The organism is Shewanella sp. Koi 1 (assembly GCF_052907445.1).
In genome coordinates this window covers 4,737,684-4,758,210 of sequence record NZ_JBREJM010000001.1, presented here as the reverse complement: position 1 = coordinate 4,758,210, position 20,527 = coordinate 4,737,684, and the positions used below count along the sequence as shown (strand labels likewise).

Sequence of the window (20,527 nt, the reverse complement as noted above, 5' to 3'; positions counted from 1 at the left end):
CACATTATGACTTTATTCTGAAGTATGAGTAACTGATTAATAAAAAGGGATTTTATGTCTGATGATATTGTAGATTTTAACTGGAAAGAGCCCGTGTTATGTGCAGAAGGAACTGAATTATTTCCAAGAGATACATTAGATCGCGCTAGATACGCTTCTTTTTTACACAATTATTTGGCAATTAATGCTATCGATGGTGGCTATGTTTTAAACCTAAATGCGAAGTGGGGCTCGGGTAAAACCTACTTTATTAATCGCTGGATTGAGAGCATTAAAGATACGCACCCTGTTGTTTACATTGATGCATGGAAGCAGGATTACTCTGATGATCCTATGCTTACCGTTATTTCATCTTTGATAAATGCTTTAAGTGAGCAATTGCCTGCTGAAAATGAAATTCTGTCAAATATTACTGAAAAATCAGCCCGATTTATCAAAGCAGCTGCGCCTGCTTTACTCAAAGGATTGGTGAAAAAGGCTGTTGGTTTGAATCTGGATGATATTAAAGTTGAAGGAGACTCAAAAGGTGATGACAAATTCATTTCTGATACTTTAAGTGAATCTGCCGCCGCAGTTGCACAATGCTTAGTAAAAGACCACAACGATAAATTGCAGTCAGTCAACTATTTGCGAAACGAAATTAAAGAATTAATTACTGCAGTCATTGCACATCAACAAGGTGTTTTAAAAGCGCCAGCTTTTATCTTTATTGATGAGCTTGACCGCTGTCGACCTAGCTATGCCGTAGAAATGTTGGAAGTTGTTAAACACTTTTTTGAATTAGATAACATTGCCTTTATCGTGGCGACTGATACTGAACAACTACAGCATGCGGTGAAAGCTGTTTATGGTGAAGGCTTTGATGCTCAAACCTATTTAGGTCGCTTCTTTAGGCGACGTTACTCGTTAACAGAGCTTTCACGTTATGAATTTGTCAGCCATATCGTTGAAAAGAACGTCACTTATAATCCTAAGTGGAAAGAATTTTTACCTAGTCTAGTTGAATTAGATGACTTTACTAGTGTGGTTTCTATTGTGGCGGATAGATTTAGGCTTTCTCTAAGAGAAACTGAACAGTTAACGGAAAAATTTATAGCTGTTTTAAGTAATACAACAAAAACATTAAATCCTTATTTGCTGCTTGTTTTGTTTGTAATTAGGGATAAGCACTTCTCTCTTTATAACGAGTGGGTTGAAGCAACTAATAAAGACCATGATTTTTCTCATTCTATATCAAGTATTGGATATTTTATAGACGTTTTTCATATTTCCTATCGGGATGAAGCAGGATTTGTACCTAAGGTAGTAACATTAACGCAAGTCCTTAATTTTGATTTAAGATTAAATGAATTACTAGCTGAAATGAATAGAATGTGCTCGAATTGGAAACCTAGAGATAGAAGTGGGTTTATAAATCAATTAGGTGATAGATACCAGAAAAGTACATCTTATCGTGAGCAACTTGATTGTAATCGTCAAGAGCAATTGTTAAACCTATCAGCAAGTAAAATGGATTATATAAACTGGGTTGAGTTAGCAGTGTCTTTTGATAAATAGAAATAAGCGCTTATATACACCTATAAATCATATTAGAACCACCAATTTATTAAGGTTTGGTGTTAATGTAAAAATTGTAAGCTACAAAAAATACACCAGAATTAACGAGATTAAGCACTGGCATGTAAGTGACCGTTGGCGGCATGGATGCCGCCGTCGAGCCTATAGGGATATATTCACGGCGAGTCACTGGAATGCCAGTGCTTAATCATTTATCGGTCTACTATCAGTCTGGTTCTGTGAGTAATCGCTAAGCCCTAATCTGTCCTGTGCCTGAAACCAGATATTTTTCAGTGGTTAAGGCTTCGAGTCCCATGGGGCCGTAGGCATGTAGCTTAGTGGTGGCTATGCCGATTTCGGCGCCGAGGCCGAGTTCGCTACCATCGGAAAAGCGCGATGAGGCATTCACCATAACGACTGAGGCATCCACTGCGCGTTGAAAGCGGGCCGCGGTGAGTTCATTGTCGGTGCAAATCACCTCTGTATGGTGGCTGCCGAATTTAGCGATATGTTGGGTGGCGACCTCAAAATTGTCGACTTGGCGAATGGCGATTTCTAAGTCCAAGTATTCTTGGCCAAAATCTTCTTCTGCCATATAAGTGCAAGCGTCGAAATACGCGGCGGCCGGAGGGCATGCATTGATTTTTACTTGATGCTCGGCCAGTGCTTTAGCGACGCGGGGCAAGAATCGCGGCGCGATATCCTTATGCACTAACAAGCCTTCGAGGGCGTTGCACACCCCTGTGCGTTGGGTTTTACCATTAAGCAGCAAATCTAAGGCGATATCTTGATTGGCGTCTTTATCCACATATAAATGGCACACACCTTTAAAGTGCTGAATAACCGGAATGCTACTGTTTTCAGTGACGTAATTAATCAATCCTTCACCGCCGCGGGGGATGATCACATCGATAAATTCCCGCTGCTGCATCAGTTCAAGCATCAGGGCGCGGTCAGGATCGGGGATTACGCTGATTAGTGCTTTAGGTAAACCATAGGCGGTGAGTACCGCCTGTAAAATGCTGGCGATCACTTGGCTGGTGTGGAGTGCTTCCTTACCGCCTCGCAGGATCACCGCATTGCCGGATTTAAAGCACAGGGCGCCTGCATCGGCAGTGACATTAGGTCGCGCCTCATAAATCATGCACACCACGCCGAGTGGCACGCGCATCTTACTGATGGATAAGCCGTTAGGTCGTTTACCAATAAAACGCTCGCGCCCAACGGGATCGGGCAGGGCGGCGATGGTTTCGATTCCTTGCGCCATTGCCTCAATACGATGCTGGTTCAGCGTGAGGCGATCGACCATTGCAGGGCTTAAGTTGTCCTGAGTCGCTCGGTGCACGTCAATCAGGTTCGCGCTTTGGATTTCATAGCTTTTTTCCCTTAATGAGCGCGCCATATCCAGTAATACGTTGTTTTTTAACGACTCATCGAGTTGGGCTAGTGTGCGGGCCGCATGGGCGGCATCGGCAGATATTTGTTTAATTAGGCTCATAGTTTCTCCACTCAAATGGATTTAAGAATGGCGATATTCTTATCGGAAATGATGGGGCCGGTTTTTTGCTGGAATTCACTGGCAAACGCCTGATCATCCTGCTCGGTAATAAAACTCAGTAGGCAACTGCTGTAGTTAGATTTGGCTTTCGCCAACTTAGTGCCATCGCCTTTACGCACCAAAATGGTGTCGCCCACTGAGAAATCCCCTTTGACTTCAACCACATCATCGCTAGTTAATTGCTCGCTGTGTTGATCGAGTGCGAGGTCAAAATCATCCTCGACGATCACTTCACCCTGCGCTTGCGAGGTGTGGGTCATCCAATGCAAATGCTCCTGCATCGGTTTTTCGTAGGGGGTAAAGAGGGTGCCCGGATTTTGCCCCTTTAGCAGTTGGCTAAAGGAGTCGGCATTAAAGCCATTGATAATAAAGGTCTCAATGCCGTGGGAGATAGCTTTCTCGGCGGCTTGGATCTTAGTGCGCATGCCTCCGGTGCCAACATCGCTGCTGGCGCCTCCTGCCATCGCATAGATATCGGCATTGATTTCAGTGACTTGCTTTATCAACTTGGCATTGGGATGTTCGTGGGGATTTTTATCATAGAGTCCATCCACATCCGAGCAAATCACTAAGGTGTCGGCATCGGCCGCTGCTGCCACCATGGCTGAGAGATTATCGTTATCGCCAACCTTAAGTTTGTCGGCGGTAACGGCATCATTCTCATTGATTATCGGCATTAAGCCGTGTTCGAGCAGGCTAAAAATCGTGTCTCGAATACTGATATAACGCTCGCGATTACGTAAGTCGCCATGGGTCAGCAGCAGTTGGGCGGTGGGAAAATCAAATAGCTTATTCCACGTCGCCATCATATCCGCCTGCCCCGCAGCCGCCATGGCCTTTTTCACTGTGACACTCGGCTGAGCTTGGCCCTCAAAATGATGCCAACCTGCGGCAACCGAGCCGGATGAAACCAGTACCACTTGGATACCTTGGACACGGCAGTAAGTAATTAACTGCGCGATACCCAAGAGATAATGGCTACTGCAACCTTGCTTGTGGGGCGCGATTAAGGCGCTCCCCACTTTGACGACGATACGTTTACGGGGAGAGTCTGTCATAACGCCTCCTTAGCTTTCCTCGGCCAGTACACGACCAGCCTGATGGAATTGCTTAGTGGTTTTAGGACAAGGATCGGTATCGAATTTGCTCACCAGATAAATCACTGTGCTGCTGACAACAAAGCCAGGGATCATCTCATACACTAAGCTACTCAATGCCTTACCGTCGGCAAGCACGGGGGCAAAAATCCAAAAGAGTACCGTGAGCGCGCCCGAAATAATCCCCGCAATCGCCGCTTTATGGGTGAGGTTAGCCTTATACAAACTAAACAGCACCAGCGGACCAAAGGCGGCACCAAAGCCTGCCCACGCATTACTCACTAGGGAGAGGATACTGTTCGAACGGTCGAGTGCCAGCAGCGTTGCGACAATGGCGACACCTGCGACCCCGTAACGACCCATTTTTACCATTTCTTGCTCGCTCGCTTGTTTCTTCGAGAGGGTGCGATAAATATCTTCTGTCAGCGAACTCGACGAGACTAATAGCTGTGATGAGATCGTGCTCATAATGGCCGCGAGAATCGCTGCCAGCAGGAAGCCGCTGATTAAGGGGTGGAACAGTAATTCGGAGAACACGATAAAGATGGTTTCAGGATCCGAAAGCTTCATGCCAAATTTATTGGCGTAGGCGATACCGACCAAGCCTGTCGCTAAGGCGCCGATAATGGTCACTGTCATCCAACTGATGCCGATGCGGCGTGCGGTTTTAATGTCGGCGACCGAGCGGATCGCCATAAAACGCACAATAATATGCGGCTGGCCGAAATACCCGAGTCCCCACGAGAGGCTCGAGATTAAGCCAAGCAGCGTCACATTTTGCATCGCGTCGGTAAAATGCGGGATCGACTGATAGGCAAAGTTCATCATGCGGTCGGCACTGGTAAATTCTTGATATGCCACGAAAGGTACTAAGACCAAGGCGACAAACATAATACAGCCTTGCACAAAATCGGTAAGGCTAACGGCTAAGAATCCCCCCAGCAGAGTGTACGACACCACGACGGCTAAGGTAACGACTAGGCCAATATCGTAGTTCAGCCCAAAGGCGGATTCGAACAACTTACCGCCCGCGACTAAGCCCGCCGAGGTATAGAGGGTGAAAAAGATCACTATGATGACCGCGGCAATAATGCGAATGCTGTTATCGGCCTGACCAAAGCGTTTGGCGAAGAACTCCGGAATCGTCAGCGCGTTATCGGCGACCTCGGTGTAGACCCGCAATTTAGGGGCGACCACCAGATAATTGATTAGAGCACCAATTAATAATCCGAGGGCGATATACAGGGTTTCAAACCCCACCAGAAACATAGCGCCGGGTAGGCCCATCAGCATCCAGCCACTCATATCCGAGGCGCCAGCCGAGAGTGCTGTGACGTGCGGGCTCACTTGGCGGCCACCCAAAATGTAGCCAGAGACATCATCGGTCGACTTACGATAGGCGAACAAACCAATAGCGAGCATGGCAATAAAATAAATTGCCAATGAAACGTAAGAGAGGGAATTCATCGATTATTTTCCTCCTAACGCTTTGTTATTTTGAATGAAGCTCGGTTTCAAAATGACAAAGAGATAGGTACTTAGAATGGCGAACAGGCAGAAATATTGTAGTGTTCCATGAAGGCGTTCCCGGGTGGAACGGATGATCTGTGAGATGGGGTTTTCATCTGCAGCATGCTTAGCTGACATAATGCCTCCTTGATTTATTTAGAGCGAATAATAGTTAGTGCTATAACTATAATAAGATCTTTATTAGCAAAATATCAAGTTGAAATGCCAAGTTTGCATACTTTCGGTTGGCATAAAGCAAGAGAAATTGATTTGAATACTGGTAAATTTACCTGTGCTTTTAACCGATAATTGGGGCGAAAGAGTGGGATGTTGAGAGCGGATAAATAGGCTTGATGGCTTATCGTTGAACATAAAAAAGCGGCGCTGAGAATATCAGAACCGCTTCGATAAAATGCAACATTCACAGGCTATTGAGCCTGATTAAAACTTGAGTCATGCGCTTAGCGCATAGTAACAAATTCCTCAGCACCAGTGGGGTGGATGGCGACAACGGCATCGAAATCGGCTTTGGTGGCGCCCATTTTCATGGCAACGCCAAATCCTTGAAGGATCTCATCCATACCAAAACCAATGCCATGAATACCTACGACTTTCTCTTCTTTACCCGCGCATACCAGCTTCATTTTACAGGCCTGACGGTGGCTAGTGACGGCGGTATACATTGAGGTAAAGCCTGAGGTGTAAACTTTGACATTATCATCACCATATTGCGCGCGGGCTTCTGGCTCGGTTAATCCCATAGTGCCAATCGGAGGATGGCTGAAGACCACGGTTGGGATTTGGCTGTAATCCATTTTGGCATCGCTCATGCCGTTGAATAGGCGCTCAGAGAGTAAACGACCGGCTTTAACCGCTACTGGGGTCAGCTCCACGCCGCCCGCCATAATATCGCCCACGCAATAAATGCCTTTGTGGGTGGTATTTTGCTGCGCGTCGGTAATTACATAACCTTTGCTATCCAGTTGCACATCGGTGTTTTCTAAGCCGATATTGCCCGTTGCGGGTGAGCGGCCAATAGCCCAAATCAGGCAATCAACGGTCACGCTTTCGCCATTTTCGAGGTTCAGAGTCAGGCTGTTGTCGGCATTTTTGACCACAGATTGTGGGACGCTGTTGGTGTGCAGGGTTGGGCCTTCGGTCTTCATGGCATCGACGAGGGCATCGATTAGCATAGGGTCGAAGTTACGCAGCGGCGCATGTTTACGCACAAACAGGTGAGTTTCACTGCCAAGTGCGTGTAACACGCCCGCGACTTCGACGGCGATATAGCCAGCACCGACGACAGCGACACGTTTAGGTTGTTCGCGCAGGGCGAAGAAACCATCGGAATCAATCCCGTATTCTGCACCCGGAATGTTAGGGATAGTAGGTGCGCCGCCAGTGGCGATCAGGATATGGTCAGCCGTGTAGTGCTCACCATTCACTTCAATCGTGTTGCCATTAACGAAACGGCCATAGCCATTCAGCAGGGTGACTTTGTTATTGGTAAAACCGCGACCGTAGGCCTCGTGGATGCGACCAATATAGGCTTCGCGGCTGTTTACTAAGGTGTTCCAGTCGAATTTGTTGACTGAAACATCAAATCCATAATCTTTGGCGTAGAGGTTCATGGCCTCGGCGATATGCGCACCATACCACATGACTTTTTTGGGTACGCAGCCCACGTTTACGCAGGTGCCGCCAACATGTTTTGCTTCGATGAGTAGAACTTTAGCGCCACGCATGGCAGCTCGGTTAGCTGAGGCGATACCGCCGCTGCCTGCGCCTAGGCAGATATAGTCAAAATGTTGAGCCATGAGTTTCTCCGTCTAACTCTAAGAATGAGGTGCTTATTAGCAGAAGGTCATTGTAGGTTGGAATGGGTTTGCAGACCAGCCCATTAGGTTGCTTTGGTATAGACCTTGTTTTGCCGCAAAAAATCTCAGCAAAGCACCTACTTTATCTTTGGGCGGTTAGCTCAAACTTAACGGCGATATTGGCAGCGATAGTGATCGTCTTGGCTTGGCCCTTCTGCGCCGCATTTGAGGCATTGCCATTCTTGCTGACGGGCACTGAGTTCATCGGTGTGATAGCTGGCAGCCCTGTCGGGTCGGTTGCCAATTTGAGTTTCGAGTTGTGACATGCGGGCATTGAGCCAGCGGCAACTGGGGTCGTTAGCGACTCTATCTCGACTGGCGAGTTGTTGTTTGCGGCTCGGCTTTTTCTTTTTCACGGTGGTCGATTTGGTCGCTTGCTTGGTCTTTGCCTCATCCACATTGACTGTGGGCGACGAATACTCCAAGGCGCTTTGTTCTGCTGGGATGGCAAGCGGTTTTCCCTCGCTGTCGAGCAGTGTGCCTAGGGGCAGAGGTTCGCTAGGCGTGTTTTTGGAGAGGTTTTCTAATCCATATTCGGGCACCAACACGGGCTCGCGCGCGGCGCAGATGGAGGACAAACTGCAAAATACTAATAGGATAAAGGTGTGAGATAACACCTTGGCTTGGTGAGTTAACATTCCCTGTTCCTCGGCACGTTAAGGTCGTTCCTTCGACACCTTGAGTGTAGTTAGCGCGGGATAGGTTTGCCAAACGGAAGAATAAAAGTGGCCTGTGGCAGCGTCATCCTTAGAAGCTGATATTGAAATGGATACCCGCATAGGTTTGGTCCTGCGAGCTAAAGTCGCCGTTGGCGGCCGCTTCTTGCTCAATATCATCCTGGGCTATGCTGTGGCTAATATGGCCGCTGAGACTCATATTGTCTGCCAGCTCATAGTTCGCCTCTACCCCAAATTGCAGATGATTTCTGCCGTTGTGGTCCTCTGTTCGATATTTAAAATCAAAACCTTGCGTTACATAGGGCGAGACTGTGAACTGCTCCGTGAGTTGCCAATAACTGTGTAGACTCAATTCGACAAAATAGCCTGCAGCCTCGGTGGAATACACATAATTTACCGAGGGGACTAACCAAGGGGCGGCGGTGTAGGCTAATTCTGCGAACAGTTCGTTATCCTGACAGCGACTGCTGCTATAGCCTTCAATCCGTTGATAGCCCACATGTGCTTCAACATCTTCACTGAAGTGTAATGCGTATTCGAGGCCAATGTTCCACTCGGCATAAGCCTGACTATCACCACGTCCGACAAGGGCGTAGGTTGTCAGGTTGCCGTATTCAACGCTGGCGTTCATCCAATAGATACCGCCATGCTTGAGGTTGTTGCGGCCTTGGGAGATGTACTTGCTGTCCCAACCTAGGTCGAGATTCGCGGCCCAGTCTGATGTCGATACGGGCAATACGCCGCTACTGACCCCTTCGGTTTGCGCGAGGCTTTCGTTGCCCCAGCTATTGTTTGCACAAGCTAAGCTGAGAATGCCCAAGGTACTGAGGATGAAGTGTTTTAAAACGGCCATATCGAAATCTAATCTAGATGCGAACTATGACGATATTTTAATACAGCGGAATATGTTCGTTAATGAGAATGGATTTGATTTGCGATCAACTCGTCAAGATTGAAGAAGTAAATTTGGTGTAAATCTTAATTGTGAGCTGGCTCGCTTTTTTCTTCGTCTAATGGCGTTAGTGGCATAGACGAAGGTTGCAATCGGTTTTCTCGCCTTGATAAATAGTAGATAAGCCCTTATTTATTAGCTACACAGATTGTAGAGGAACCATTATGAGCAACCCTTTGCTTAACGGCGCAAAATTACCGCTTTTTTCCCAGATTAAACCTGAACATATTCAAGTTGCCGTTGAGCAGGCCATTGCTCAGTGTCGTGCCAAGATTGATGAAGTGCTGCAAAACTCAGGGCCGTTTACGTGGGATAACTTAGTTGCCCCGCTCGAGCAAGTGGACGACGAGTTAAGCCAGATCTGGTCACCCGTCTCCCATATGAACTCTGTGGTGAGCACCGATGAATGGCGCGCTGCCCATGATGCTTGTTTGCCACTGTTATCCGAATACGGCACCTATGTGGGCCAACACCAAGGGCTGTATCAGGCCTATAAATCGCTGCGTGCATCGCCAGAGTTTGACCAATTAAGCCAAGCGCAACAGATGGTGATTGAGCACAGCTTACGGGACTTCGAGCTTTCGGGTATCGGCTTAGATGATGGGCAAAAAGTGCGTTATGGTGAAATCGTTAAGCGCCTATCCGAGTTGACGAGTGGCTTTTCGAATCAACTGCTCGATGCGACCCAAGCTTGGACTAAGTTAATTACCGACGAGGATGAATTAGCCGGTTTACCCGATTCAGCGAAGGCGGCCGCAAAAGCGATGGCCGAGGCCCGCGAGCAAGAAGGTTGGTTATTTACCTTAGATTTCCCTTCCTATTTACCCGTGATGACCTACAGCGAAAACCGCAGCCTACGTGAAGAGTGTTACCGCGCCTTCGTCACTCGCGCCTCGGATCAAGGTCCAAATGCGGGCGAATTCGATAATGGTCCCTTGATGGATGAAATCCTTGCGCTGCGCCACGAGCTGGCACAGTTGTTAGGCTTTGATAGTTTTGCCGAAAAATCCCTCGCGACGAAAATGGCCGAAACGCCAGCTCAAGTGATGGCCTTCTTAAACGAATTAGCGCTGCGCTCAAAGGATCAAGCCAAGGCGGAATTGGCTGAGTTAAAAGCCTTTGCACTGGAGCAGTATGGCGTGAGCGAAATGGCGTTTTGGGATTTGAGTTTCTATGCCGAGAAGTTACAGCAACATAAATATGAAATTTCTCAAGAGTTACTGCGTCCTTACTTCCCCGAAGATAAAGTGCTATCTGGCTTGTTTTACACCGTCTCGCGCCTATTTGGCTTAAAAATTGTGGAGCAAACTGAGTTCGACCGCTGGCATAAAGACGTGCGTTTCTTCGATATTTTCGACGAAACGGGCGAGCACAGAGGCAGCTTCTATTTAGACTTATACGCCCGCACAGGCAAACGCGGCGGCGCTTGGATGGATGATTGCCGCGTGCGTCGTAATACGCCCCATGGTCTACAAAAACCCGTGGCTTATCTCACGTGTAACTTCAATGGTCCAGTTGATGGCAAACCAGCACTCTTTACCCACGATGAAGTGACGACGCTGTTCCACGAATTTGGCCATGGCATTCACCATATGCTGACTAAAATCGATGTTGCTGGCGTTTCAGGTATCAACGGTGTGCCTTGGGATGCGGTCGAATTACCTAGCCAGTTTATGGAAAACTGGTGCTGGCAAGAAGAAGCCTTAGCTGAAATCTCTGGTCACTACGAAACCGGTGAACCTTTGCCAAAAGCCATGCTAGACAAGATGTTAGCGGCGAAAAACTTCCAATCTGGCATGATGATGTTGCGCCAGCTGGAGTTTTCATTGTTCGATTTTAGACTGCACCACGAATATGACCTCGCCAAAGGGGCGCGTATTCAAGAGACCTTGGACGAAGTGCGTCGTCAGGTGGCCGTGTTAATTCCGCCTGCATTTAACCGTTTCCAACATGGTTTTGCGCATATTTTTGCGGGCGGTTATGCCGCAGGTTACTACAGCTACAAATGGGCCGAAGTGCTGTCGGCGGATGCGTTTTCTCGCTTCGAAGAGGAAGGCATCTTCAATCCTGACACGGGCCGTAGCTTCCTGCACAACATTCTCGAAATGGGTGGTTCTGCTGAGCCAATGGACTTGTTCAAACAGTTTATGGGTCGCGAGCCGAGTATCGATGCGCTGCTGCGCCACTCTGGGATTGCTGCTTAAGCCACGCTAAATAGGAAAGCTTGAGCATAAAAAGGCGCCATTTGGCGCCTTTTTTGTGAGCTAGATCTCGCTTGCCCTCTGGTATGACCTCTGTTAGCCTGTGGCTCTTCTTTTTAGGGCGACTGCATATGAATCTGTATTTCCGTTTGTTTTGGTTGTTGTTTTGGCGCACGCGTCACTGCCGTAAGATTGATTTTTTAGGCACGAGCCGCATTACTTACCGTGCATTACCTAGCGATTGCGATATTAACTTCCATCTGACCAACTCCCGTTATCCGGCGTTTATGGATCTGGCGCGCACCTATATGCTGGCCGAAATGGGGCTGTTGAAGCGTTTCCTCAAATTGAAGTGGATGCCGATTGTTAACGCTGCCGAATTTACCTATATCCGCGATATCAAGCCCTTAAAAAAGTTTGAGATTGAAACCAAAATCGTGGGTTGGGACGAGAAATATTTCTATATTGAACAACGCTTTGTGAGTGAACGTGGCTTGCACTGCATAGTGCATGTGCGTGGTGTGTTTGTCTGTAAAGGTAAGCAAGTTCCCTTGGATGTGTTAGTCAAAGAGGCGGGTTATACCGATCCTGCTCCTGAGTTGCCGCCAGAAGTCATTAAATGGAAAGCGTTTTTACAATTGAAGAAAGAACGCAATCGCTAGGGCGTGTTGACGTTTCTGCTGCGTTATCGTCCGTTTATGTAGAATAACTACACCGCACGGACTTCGCCTTGCATAAACGCCAGCCAAATTGCTGCAAAAATAACCCTGAAACGTCAACACGCCCTAATGTGTTGGCACTAGGGAATACTCCTGATCCCTGTGTCTTCCTCCATTTCGGCGAGTAGCACCTCTTCAAGCACCAGCATCCAGGCGCCGCGTAGCTGCGCCTGTTGCCAGTAACGCACGAGTTCATCTAAATCCAGCAGATTTAAGTGGGCAAAACTGTAGCTTAAACAGGGGATAAGCGCGCAATCGGCCAAGGTAAAACTATCGCCGCACACCCAGTGATTCTGCGTGAGATGGGTATCCAAACGCTGAAACTGGATAAACATCTGCTTTTCTATCTGCTTGATCTCAAATTCATGCCCTTCGGGGGCATGCTTTAATTTTTCCAATTGAAATAACGGGTTATTAATATCGTTATCTATGATGCGATCGAATAAGCGCACCGCGAGATTGCGTTCGGGTTCGGCGGGCAGTAACTGGGTACTGTTTTGAAAATGCCTGTCTAGGTATTCAATAATAATGCTGGACTCGGGGAGCAGTTGACCTTCGTGGGTTTTAAGTAATGGGAGTTTGCCGGGAGGATAAAATTGCTGGAATGTTTGACGTGCTAGCGGGTCGCGCAAATCGGTGATCCGCGGGTAAAAGTTAGCTTGTTTTTCATAGAGAGCAATCAACACCTTCTGTGAATAACGTGATAACGGATGATAGAACAGCTCCATAGGTGTCGACCCCACAACCCCTGCATTTTTTGACTCTACGCCTTAACTTTAGTCGTTATCAAGGCGCTTGCTGTGGGATTTTTTCTGCAGATGGGCGTCAGTTGCGTAAAAGCGGGTTGCCATGCGGAATGATCCACTCGCGCAAAAATTCGGTACTATTAGCTTTAAAATCGCAGTGAAATAGAGATAACCAAAGGTAACAGTATGAGCCAGTTAGAAAGTTTCTCATCCATCTATGCCAGAGCGAGTGAGCGCAAGGGCGGTAAAAAGGGGCTCGAAGCATTACTGCCTGGCTGCCTAACGAGTGCCGAAATTCGCCAGTATGATGATGCCACGCTGCTCTCTGCCATGAGCCGACAGGTGTATCAGAGTGGCTTTGTCTGGCGTGTGGTCGATAATAAGTGGCCTGCTTATGAGCAATCTTTCTTTCATTTTGTGCCTGAAAAGGTGTTGATGCTGTCACCGGAGCAGATCCAAACACGTGCCGCGGATGCGACTCTGATCCGCCATTTAAAGAAAACCCAAGCGATTTATGATAATGCCTTGATGATCCATGATATTGCCCGCGAACATGGCAGCTTGGCTAAGCTGATTGGCGATTGGCCGACCGAAGATATAGTTGGGCTTTGGGCACTCTTAAAGAAACGAGGCGCTCGCCTCGGTGGCAATACGGGGCCGTATTTCCTGCGCGGTATTGGTAAGGATACCTTTTTGTTAACCGATGATGTGCAAGGTTATTTTAAAGCGCACAAGCTGGTGGATGCCGGTTTTAGCTCGCAAACCGCGCTAAAGCAGGTGCAGGCCGCCTTCAACCAATGGCAGCAAGAATCGGGTCGTTGTCTTGCGGATATCAGCCGCGTCTTGGCCTGTAGCGTGGGTGATAATCGTATTTAGATAAAAAAGGACCAGCCAAATTGGCTGGTCAAGGCTCGATATTTCAAGCAATTGGAGTACTGCAGGGAAGCAGCGGGATGAACGTATAAGCAAAAAAACAGGATTAGAAACTCTTACTGATCCCAATGACGACTCTGTCATCGAAGATTTCAGTCTGTGTGCCATAGACTTTATGGTCACTATCCACAGTGCTGCCGTGGTAGCGTAAATCGAAGTTGAGGCCGTAGTAAGCTTTGCTCAAGCCGATGTTCCAGTGGCCCCAACCTTCGGCGCCATCACCCGTGAGGTCTTGATAACCCACAGAGGCCGAAATTTTTACGCCATTGTCAAAGCTATAGCTTGGGTGCAAGGCATAGTTAACCCCGTGCCAGCCATCGACACCAAACCAATCATCAACCGTTGGGGTGACTTCGAGTTGCAAATTCGCACGGCCAAATTGTTTGCCTACTTTTAACCATAATTCGGTGTAGTTAGAGTAAGACGCACCGGGATAGAGGTATGAAAATAACATCACATCATAGGTAAAACCGGAATCGCCAAACTCACCCGCTTTACCAATAAAAGGTGCGGTAACGATTTCTAAGTTAGGGTCGGCAAATTTGATGTTGGAGCTAAATACGCCCGCATACCAACCTTGGTTGTGATTCCAACTCAGCGTACCTTGTACTACGGGAATATCACCGTCTAAGGTCTCTGATTCACCGCGGAACACATAATCCGAGGCAAAGTTAACATTGCCGTTAATGGTGCCACCAAAAAGCTGGTTGTCTTCGGCACCATGGGAGCTGGCCGCCAGTGAAAGTAACGCCCCACTTAGCAGAAATTTAGTACGAGTCTTCATAATCATCATCTCAAAGTCATTGGGAATTGTTAGCGCACCTTTATCGTAAAAATAAGTTGTGAATAGCGCTGTAGCCTGGGATGAACCAATGACGAAAAGATATGAATGAATGTGAACAAGCAGCGAAATAGTGCGATTGCGAGCAGCGTTTATTTTTTAAATACGTTTTTTGGGAAGCAGAGTTTCATTTAATGGGGTGTAAATCGCCATTTCGGGTTTGCCCTCAATTACACTTGGTCATAAAATGTCGCGTCCAAGGTTTTGGGCGTCTCTCATTTCCAAGATGTAGATTTAAAAAGAATTTACATAAGCCATATATTATTTCACGGTATCAAGAGTATTTTTCGCCTACGATTTTTCAATGCTTTAGTTGGATAACAAGGCGATATGAACCATCCTTGTTTATCAAGCATCTGCCGTTATTTGGGAGATGTTATATGCGTAAAATCTTATTAATGAGAGGCGCGAGCGAATATATCGCATCGTTATCGATTAACTGTGTTCAGCATTTATGGTGACTAAAGCTGTGTTGCCAAACATGTTTGCAACATTTTTGATATAGAGTAGGCTGGATAAGTGCTTTGTATCGTATAACGCTAACAACCTTATCCACTATTAGCATATTCATTAAATAGGGTAACAATTTAATGAATAAGGTATTCGCTAGGGTGTGAATATTTTCATTAGTTTACATTTTAGTTGGTTTATCTTTCTTGTTCATCCTTATAGGGTATGCGATAAGTAGCAGATTGGATTTTAGTTATAATTACGGCCGTGAGTTCACCATTGCAGCGTGGCAAAACGGTAGCGTTAATATTTAAAGGAGTTCTCATGCGGCAGACAATTAAACTTGCCTCAGTAATTAGCGTGGCGTTGTGGATGGCAGCTTGTAGCCCTCAAGAAGAGAAGGCTGGTCCTGCTGGCGCTGGGCCGCAGAGTGTTGAGGTGGGGGTCATCAATGTGGCGACCAAACCTCAGGTTATCCAAGTCGAATTACCGGGCCGTAGCAAGGCGTTCCTCGAAGCCGAAGTGCGTCCTCAAGTGAATGGTATTATTACCAAGCGTAGCTTTGTTGAAGGCGGTCATGTGAAGCAGGGCGAGTCCCTCTATCAAATCGATTCTGCGCCTTACAAAGCGGCATTGGTAAGCGCAAATGCCGATTTAGCCAGAGCGAATGCAAGCCTTGCATCGGCTAAGGCGAAAGCTGCGCGTTATCAGCAGTTAGTGAAGACTAACGCCATCAGTAAGCAGGATTTCGACGAAGCTGAAGCGGCTTACAAAGAAGCACTGGCGAGTGTGACTGTGGCTGAAGCGGCAATCAACACTGCCAAAATTAACCTCGAATACACCGAAGTGTTAGCGCCTATTTCCGGCCGTATCGGTAAATCGAGTGTGACAGCCGGTGCGCTGGTGACCGCTAACCAAAGCCAAACGTTGGCGACTATTCAACAGCTCGACCCTATCAATGTGGATATCGCGCAGTCGAGTGCTCAGCTGTTACGTCTAAAAGCCAAGCTGCAGCAAGGTAAGCTGCAGGCGGCTGATAACGCTGACGTGCAGTTAGTCTTAGAAGACGGCACGATTTATGGCCACAGCGGTAAGCTGCAATTTGCTGAAGTGAGTGTGGATGAAAACACTGGCTCAGTGATCCTGCGTGCAGAGTTCCCTAACCCCGATGGCATCTTACTGCCTGGCATGTATGTTCGCGCCGTATTGAATACCGGTACCGATCCTCAAGCCATCCTTGTGCCGCAAAAAGCCATTAGCCGTAACGCTAAGGGTCAAGCCGTGGCTATGGTGGTGAACGATCAAGGCGTAGTGGAAGCAAAAATTGTTACTACAGCTGAAGTTATCGACAATCAATGGCGTATTACTGCCGGTTTGGAAGCGGGCGATAAGTTGATTGTGGAAGGATTACAAAAGATCCGTCCAGGTGCACCAGTCACTCCCAAAGTTATTTCTGAAACCCAAGCACAATAGGGCATAGCTATGGCACGTTTTTTTATTGATCGCCCCATCTTTGCGTGGGTGATCGCCTTAATCATTATGTTGGCGGGGGTTCTGTCGATCCGATCCCTGCCAGTCTCGCAGTACCCCAGTATTGCGCCACCGACAGTGGTGATCAGTGCGAACTACCCTGGTGCATCGGCCAAAATCGTTGAAGACTCAGTGACTCAGGTGATTGAGCAACGAATGAAGGGTATCGACCACCTACGTTATATCGCATCGACCAGTGATAGCTTCGGTAACGCGTCTATTACCTTAACCTTTAACGCGGAAGCCGATCCGGATATCGCGCAGGTTCAGGTACAGAACAAGTTACAGGGCGCAATGACTTTGTTACCACAAGAGGTGCAATCTCAAGGGGTTAACGTTAACAAGTCAAGCTCTGGCTTCCTGATGGTGCTGGGCTTCGTTTCGACCGACGGTTCTTTAGATAAGGGTGACATCGCCGACTATGTGGGCGCTAACATCCAAGATCCTATGAGCCGTGTACCGGGCGTGGGCGAAATTCAGATTTTCGGTGCCCAATACGCGATGCGTATATGGTTAGACCCACTGAAACTGACTCAATACAACCTCACCAGCTTAGATGTGGTGAGCGCTATCCGTGCGCAAAACGCGCAGGTATCTGCGGGTCAACTCGGTGGCACACCATCACTGCCTGGACAAGAGCTAAACGCGACTGTATCGGCACAGAGCCGTCTGCAAACGCCTGAACAATTCCGCAAGATCATTCTTAAATCCGATACGTCGGGTGCGAACGTGTTTTTGGGTGATGTGGCGCGTGTTGAACTGGGTTCAGAAAGCTATGCAGTAGAGTCTCTGTATAACGGCAAACCAGCTTCGGGTATCGCGATTAAGCTGGCAACCGGCGCTAACGCCCTTGATACGGCGGCAGCGGTTCGCGCTAAAGTTGAAGAGTTACGTCCCTTCTTCCCTGCTGGGTTAGATGTGGTTTACCCCTACGATACAACGCCATTCGTTGAGAAATCGATTGAAGGCGTAGTACACACGCTGCTCGAAGCTATCGTACTGGTGTTCGTCATCATGTACCTCTTCCTGCAGAACTTCCGTGCGACCTTAATTCCAACGATCGCCGTACCTGTCGTATTGCTGGGTACCTTTGCGATTCTGTCGGCAACGGGCTTCTCCATCAACACCCTCACCATGTTCGCTATGGTGCTGGCGATTGGTCTACTCGTGGACGACGCGATTGTGGTGGTGGAAAACGTTGAGCGGGTAATGGCCGAAGAGGGTCTAAGTCCACTCGAGGCGACCCGTAAGTCGATGGATCAGATTACTGGCGCGTTAGTCGGTATCGGTTTGACCTTGTCGGCGGTATTCGTACCTATGGCGTTTATGTCGGGTTCGACTGGGGTTATTTACCGTCAGTTCTCGATCACTATCGTTTCTGCGATGGCGCTGTCTGTGCTGGTGGCCTTGATTTTAACGCCTGCACTCTGTGCGACCATGTTAAAACCGTTGAAGAAAGGCCATGGTCATATCGAAACAGGTTTCTTTGGCTGGTTTAACCGTGGCTTCGATCGCTTAACGAACCGTTACGAATCGAGCGTGGCTGGTATTGTGAAGCGTAGTTTCAGAGTCATGATGATTTACGCTGCGCTAGTCGTGGCAGTGGGCTGGATTTTCATGCGCATGCCAACGGCATTCTTACCTGATGAAGACCAAGGTATCTTGTTCACGCAGGCAATTTTGCCAACCAACTCTACCCAAGAAAGCACCATGAAAGTGTTAGAGAAAGTCTCTGATCACTATCTGGCAGAAGAGGGCGTGAGATCGGTATTCAGCGTGGCGGGCTTCAGTTTCGCGGGTCAAGGCCAGAACATGGGTATTGCCTTCGTTGGCTTGAAGGATTGGTCAGAGCGTGAAGCGCCAGGTATGGATGTGCAATCCATTGCGGGCCGCGCGATGGGCGTATTCAGCCAAATGAAAGAAGCCTTCGTATTCGCCTTCGTACCGCCTGCGGTAATCGAGCTGGGTACGGCTAACGGTTTCGATATGTACCTGCAAGATAAGAATGGCCAAGGGCACGATAAGTTAGTCGCCGCGCGTAACCAATTGTTAGGTATGGCGGCACAGAATCCAAACCTCGTGGGCGTTCGTCCAAACGGTCAGGAAGATGCGCCAATCTATCAGTTGCATATTGACCACGCCAAACTGAGTGCCTTAGGCATTGAGATTGCGAACGTGAACAGCGTACTCGCAACCGCATGGGGTGGCTCTTATGTAAACGACTTTATCGACCGTGGTCGTGTGAAGAAAGTTTACGTACAGGGTGATGCGCAATACCGTATGCAACCTGAAGACTTAGACACTTGGTACGTGCGTAATAACAAGGGCGACATGGTGCCATTCTCGGCCTTCGCAACGGGCGCTTGGGAATATGGTTCACCTCGTCTAGAGCGTTTCAACGGTTTACCTGCCATGAACATTCAAGGCGCAACGGCTCCTGGTTTCAGTACCGGTGCGGCGATGAATATCATGGAAGACATGGTGAAGCAGTTGCCACCAGGCTTTGGTATCGAGTGGAACGGCTTATCCTATGAGGAACGTTTATCGGGTAACCAAGCGCCAGCGCTGTATGCTCTGTCGATTTTGGTGGTATTCCTCGTACTGGCAGCGCTTTATGAGAGCTGGTCTGTACCGTTCGCAGTAATCCTAGTGGTTCCGCTAGGGATTATCGGTGCCCTGCTGGCGATGAATGGTCGTGGCTTGCCAAACGACGTGTTCTTCCAGGTGGGTCTGTTGACGACGGTCGGTTTGGCGACGAAGAACGCCATCTTGATTGTGGAATTCGCCAAAGAATTCTATGAGAAAGGTGCGGGACTTATCGAGGCGACCTTACATGCGGTACGTGTGCGTTTGCGTCCAATTCTGATGACGTCACTCGCCTTCGGTCTAGGTGTTGTACCGTTAGCGATTAGTACAGGTGTAGGTTCTGGTAGCCAGAACGCCATCGGTACCGGTGTACTCGGCGGTATGATGAGTTCGACCTTCCTAGGTATCTTCTTCGTGCCGTTGTTCTTCGTGATTGTGGAACGTATCTTCAGTAAGCGCGAGAAGAAAGGTAAAGAAGAAAAGCCGACCTCGGCGGAGTAATCTAACCTAACATTATTAAAGCCCTGCACATGCAGGGCTTTTTGTTAGCGTATCGTTATAAGGATGGATAGCCAGCATTAGCCAATTCGGGCATATTGGCGGAATCATAATGATAGGAGCTTGGTATGTCGTCACAGGAACTTGCAGCGCTGGATAAAGCCATAGCCAAGGGAAAGTGGTTTTTTATCCTAGTGGTTGGCGTGTTGTTTTGGGGAGGCATGACCTCCCTCGTGGTCGCCACTATCCATTATCTCACCTCAGATACATCCTTTTGGGGCGAGTTAGCTCGGGCACTCTGTATTTATCCCGTGGCAGGTATTTTATTTGGTTGGTTTGACTGGGTGCGGCTACAACGTAAAAGAGATAGACTGCGCGCCGAATATTATCAGCCGCATAATGAGTAACAGTGTGTTGGCTTTAGGAGCAAAGTGGTGTCATCGGTGAGAGGTTTTATGACTAAGCAGCTTATCATGGCAGTCGTTTGCCATTGTATCGCGCTGGGCATGGTCGCCTATGGCGCCTATGAGTTTTATCTTGAGCAACTGGCTGTTCCTGAGCTGACTCGCCTCTTTGCCGTCGCAGTATTTTTTATTGGCATGGGGCTCGACCCTAATATGTTTTTTACTCCCCTCAACCAAGTGATGAGTCAGGCCGAGGATAAATCGCCTAAGGCAAAGTTACAGACTGTGGTGTTTAATCTGGGGGTTTTCTTGCTGATCTGTAGTTTTTTAATGGAATGGTTATACGACTGAGGCCGTTAATCCACCCAATAATTCGGACATCAAAAAGGGCG

The 20,527-nt window shown here is 48.0% G+C and carries 17 protein-coding genes; 8 read left to right on the top strand and 9 right to left on the bottom strand.

What is annotated here, in order from left to right:
* The first annotated feature begins 54 nt into the window (after positions 1–54).
* The gene (locus tag ACUZ8J_RS20875) at positions 55–1,557 is read left to right on the top strand and encodes a KAP family P-loop NTPase fold protein (RefSeq protein WP_446694853.1); all 1,503 of its coding nucleotides are present in this window, start codon (positions 55–57) and stop codon (positions 1,555–1,557) included.
* Between the two features lie 250 nt (positions 1,558–1,807).
* On the opposite strand, the gene ACUZ8J_RS20870 is transcribed toward ACUZ8J_RS20875, so the two are convergent.
* From ACUZ8J_RS20870 to ACUZ8J_RS20840, 7 genes are all read right to left on the bottom strand, one after another.
* On the bottom strand, positions 1,808–3,055 hold the full coding sequence (locus ACUZ8J_RS20870) for a glutamate-5-semialdehyde dehydrogenase (protein WP_446694852.1): 1,248 nt from the start codon (positions 3,053–3,055) through the stop codon (positions 1,808–1,810).
* 11 nt (positions 3,056–3,066) lie between these two features.
* Positions 3,067–4,173, bottom strand: coding sequence for a glutamate 5-kinase (proB, locus tag ACUZ8J_RS20865; protein ID WP_446694851.1), 1,107 nt, complete (start codon positions 4,171–4,173; stop codon positions 3,067–3,069).
* 9 nt (positions 4,174–4,182) lie between these two features.
* The gene (putP, locus tag ACUZ8J_RS20860; protein WP_446694850.1) at positions 4,183–5,679 is read right to left on the bottom strand and encodes a sodium/proline symporter PutP; all 1,497 of its coding nucleotides are present in this window, start codon (positions 5,677–5,679) and stop codon (positions 4,183–4,185) included.
* Positions 5,680–5,682: 3 nt separating this feature from the next.
* Positions 5,683–5,859: a hypothetical protein gene (locus ACUZ8J_RS20855; protein ID WP_023266152.1), complete on the bottom strand. Its 177-nt coding sequence runs from the start codon at positions 5,857–5,859 to the stop codon at positions 5,683–5,685.
* Between the two features lie 323 nt (positions 5,860–6,182).
* Positions 6,183–7,538 (bottom strand): glutathione-disulfide reductase, encoded by a 1,356-nt coding sequence (gorA, locus tag ACUZ8J_RS20850; RefSeq protein WP_446694849.1) that lies wholly within the window; start codon positions 7,536–7,538, stop codon positions 6,183–6,185.
* Positions 7,539–7,705: 167 nt separating this feature from the next.
* Positions 7,706–8,236, bottom strand: coding sequence for a hypothetical protein (locus ACUZ8J_RS20845; protein WP_446694848.1), 531 nt, complete (start codon positions 8,234–8,236; stop codon positions 7,706–7,708).
* A 109-nt stretch (positions 8,237–8,345) separates the two neighbouring features.
* Positions 8,346–9,128, bottom strand: a complete 783-nt coding sequence (locus tag ACUZ8J_RS20840) for a hypothetical protein (protein ID WP_446694847.1) — start codon at positions 9,126–9,128, stop codon at positions 8,346–8,348.
* Between the two features lie 263 nt (positions 9,129–9,391).
* Between ACUZ8J_RS20840 and prlC the strand changes: the two genes are divergently transcribed.
* On the top strand, positions 9,392–11,431 hold the full coding sequence (gene prlC, locus ACUZ8J_RS20835) for an oligopeptidase A (protein WP_446694846.1): 2,040 nt from the start codon (positions 9,392–9,394) through the stop codon (positions 11,429–11,431).
* Between the two features lie 128 nt (positions 11,432–11,559).
* Complete coding sequence (locus ACUZ8J_RS20830) at positions 11,560–12,090, top strand: thioesterase family protein (RefSeq protein WP_446694845.1); 531 nt, start codon at positions 11,560–11,562, stop codon at positions 12,088–12,090.
* 137 nt (positions 12,091–12,227) lie between these two features.
* Here the strand turns inward: ACUZ8J_RS20830 and ACUZ8J_RS20825 are convergent, their stop codons facing one another.
* Positions 12,228–12,875 carry a glutathione S-transferase family protein gene (locus ACUZ8J_RS20825; RefSeq protein WP_109286691.1) on the bottom strand — a complete coding sequence of 216 codons (648 nt, stop codon included), beginning with the start codon at positions 12,873–12,875 and terminating at the stop codon, positions 12,228–12,230.
* 204 nt (positions 12,876–13,079) lie between these two features.
* Here ACUZ8J_RS20825 and ACUZ8J_RS20820 point away from each other — a divergent pair, with 204 nt between their 5' ends.
* Positions 13,080–13,769: a DNA-3-methyladenine glycosylase I gene (locus ACUZ8J_RS20820; RefSeq protein WP_446694844.1), complete on the top strand. Its 690-nt coding sequence runs from the start codon at positions 13,080–13,082 to the stop codon at positions 13,767–13,769.
* 103 nt (positions 13,770–13,872) lie between these two features.
* Here ACUZ8J_RS20820 and ACUZ8J_RS20815 read toward each other — a convergent pair whose 3' ends face one another.
* On the bottom strand, positions 13,873–14,619 hold the full coding sequence (locus ACUZ8J_RS20815; protein WP_342186325.1) for a TorF family putative porin: 747 nt from the start codon (positions 14,617–14,619) through the stop codon (positions 13,873–13,875).
* 822 nt (positions 14,620–15,441) lie between these two features.
* Here ACUZ8J_RS20815 and ACUZ8J_RS20810 point away from each other — a divergent pair.
* From ACUZ8J_RS20810 to ACUZ8J_RS20795, 4 genes are all read left to right on the top strand, one after another.
* A complete protein-coding gene (locus ACUZ8J_RS20810) occupies positions 15,442–16,590 on the top strand; it encodes an efflux RND transporter periplasmic adaptor subunit (RefSeq protein ID WP_109286694.1) in 1,149 nt (382 codons plus the stop codon).
* A 9-nt stretch (positions 16,591–16,599) separates the two neighbouring features.
* On the top strand, positions 16,600–19,734 hold the full coding sequence (locus ACUZ8J_RS20805; RefSeq protein WP_089068819.1) for an efflux RND transporter permease subunit: 3,135 nt from the start codon (positions 16,600–16,602) through the stop codon (positions 19,732–19,734).
* Between the two features lie 125 nt (positions 19,735–19,859).
* Positions 19,860–20,138, top strand: coding sequence for a hypothetical protein (locus tag ACUZ8J_RS20800; RefSeq protein ID WP_446694843.1), 279 nt, complete (start codon positions 19,860–19,862; stop codon positions 20,136–20,138).
* A 48-nt stretch (positions 20,139–20,186) separates the two neighbouring features.
* Positions 20,187–20,486 (top strand): hypothetical protein, encoded by a 300-nt coding sequence (locus ACUZ8J_RS20795; RefSeq protein ID WP_011624555.1) that lies wholly within the window; start codon positions 20,187–20,189, stop codon positions 20,484–20,486.
* Positions 20,487–20,527 lie beyond the last annotated feature (41 nt).

Coding starts and splice junctions, on each gene's coding strand:
- ACUZ8J_RS20875 (WP_446694853.1), top strand. CDS start 55: ATGTCTGATGATATTGTAGATTTTAACTGGAAAGAGCCCGTGTTATGT.
- ACUZ8J_RS20870 (WP_446694852.1), bottom strand. CDS start 3,055: ATGAGCCTAATTAAACAAATATCTGCCGATGCCGCCCATGCGGCCCGC.
- proB (WP_446694851.1), bottom strand. CDS start 4,173: ATGACAGACTCTCCCCGTAAACGTATCGTCGTCAAAGTGGGGAGCGCC.
- putP (WP_446694850.1), bottom strand. CDS start 5,679: ATGAATTCCCTCTCTTACGTTTCATTGGCAATTTATTTTATTGCCATG.
- ACUZ8J_RS20855 (WP_023266152.1), bottom strand. CDS start 5,859: ATGTCAGCTAAGCATGCTGCAGATGAAAACCCCATCTCACAGATCATC.
- gorA (WP_446694849.1), bottom strand. CDS start 7,538: ATGGCTCAACATTTTGACTATATCTGCCTAGGCGCAGGCAGCGGCGGT.
- ACUZ8J_RS20845 (WP_446694848.1), bottom strand. CDS start 8,236: ATGTTAACTCACCAAGCCAAGGTGTTATCTCACACCTTTATCCTATTA.
- ACUZ8J_RS20840 (WP_446694847.1), bottom strand. CDS start 9,128: ATGGCCGTTTTAAAACACTTCATCCTCAGTACCTTGGGCATTCTCAGC.
- prlC (WP_446694846.1), top strand. CDS start 9,392: ATGAGCAACCCTTTGCTTAACGGCGCAAAATTACCGCTTTTTTCCCAG.
- ACUZ8J_RS20830 (WP_446694845.1), top strand. CDS start 11,560: ATGAATCTGTATTTCCGTTTGTTTTGGTTGTTGTTTTGGCGCACGCGT.
- ACUZ8J_RS20825 (WP_109286691.1), bottom strand. CDS start 12,875: ATGGAGCTGTTCTATCATCCGTTATCACGTTATTCACAGAAGGTGTTG.
- ACUZ8J_RS20820 (WP_446694844.1), top strand. CDS start 13,080: ATGAGCCAGTTAGAAAGTTTCTCATCCATCTATGCCAGAGCGAGTGAG.
- ACUZ8J_RS20815 (WP_342186325.1), bottom strand. CDS start 14,619: ATGATGATTATGAAGACTCGTACTAAATTTCTGCTAAGTGGGGCGTTA.
- ACUZ8J_RS20810 (WP_109286694.1), top strand. CDS start 15,442: ATGCGGCAGACAATTAAACTTGCCTCAGTAATTAGCGTGGCGTTGTGG.
- ACUZ8J_RS20805 (WP_089068819.1), top strand. CDS start 16,600: ATGGCACGTTTTTTTATTGATCGCCCCATCTTTGCGTGGGTGATCGCC.
- ACUZ8J_RS20800 (WP_446694843.1), top strand. CDS start 19,860: ATGTCGTCACAGGAACTTGCAGCGCTGGATAAAGCCATAGCCAAGGGA.
- ACUZ8J_RS20795 (WP_011624555.1), top strand. CDS start 20,187: ATGACTAAGCAGCTTATCATGGCAGTCGTTTGCCATTGTATCGCGCTG.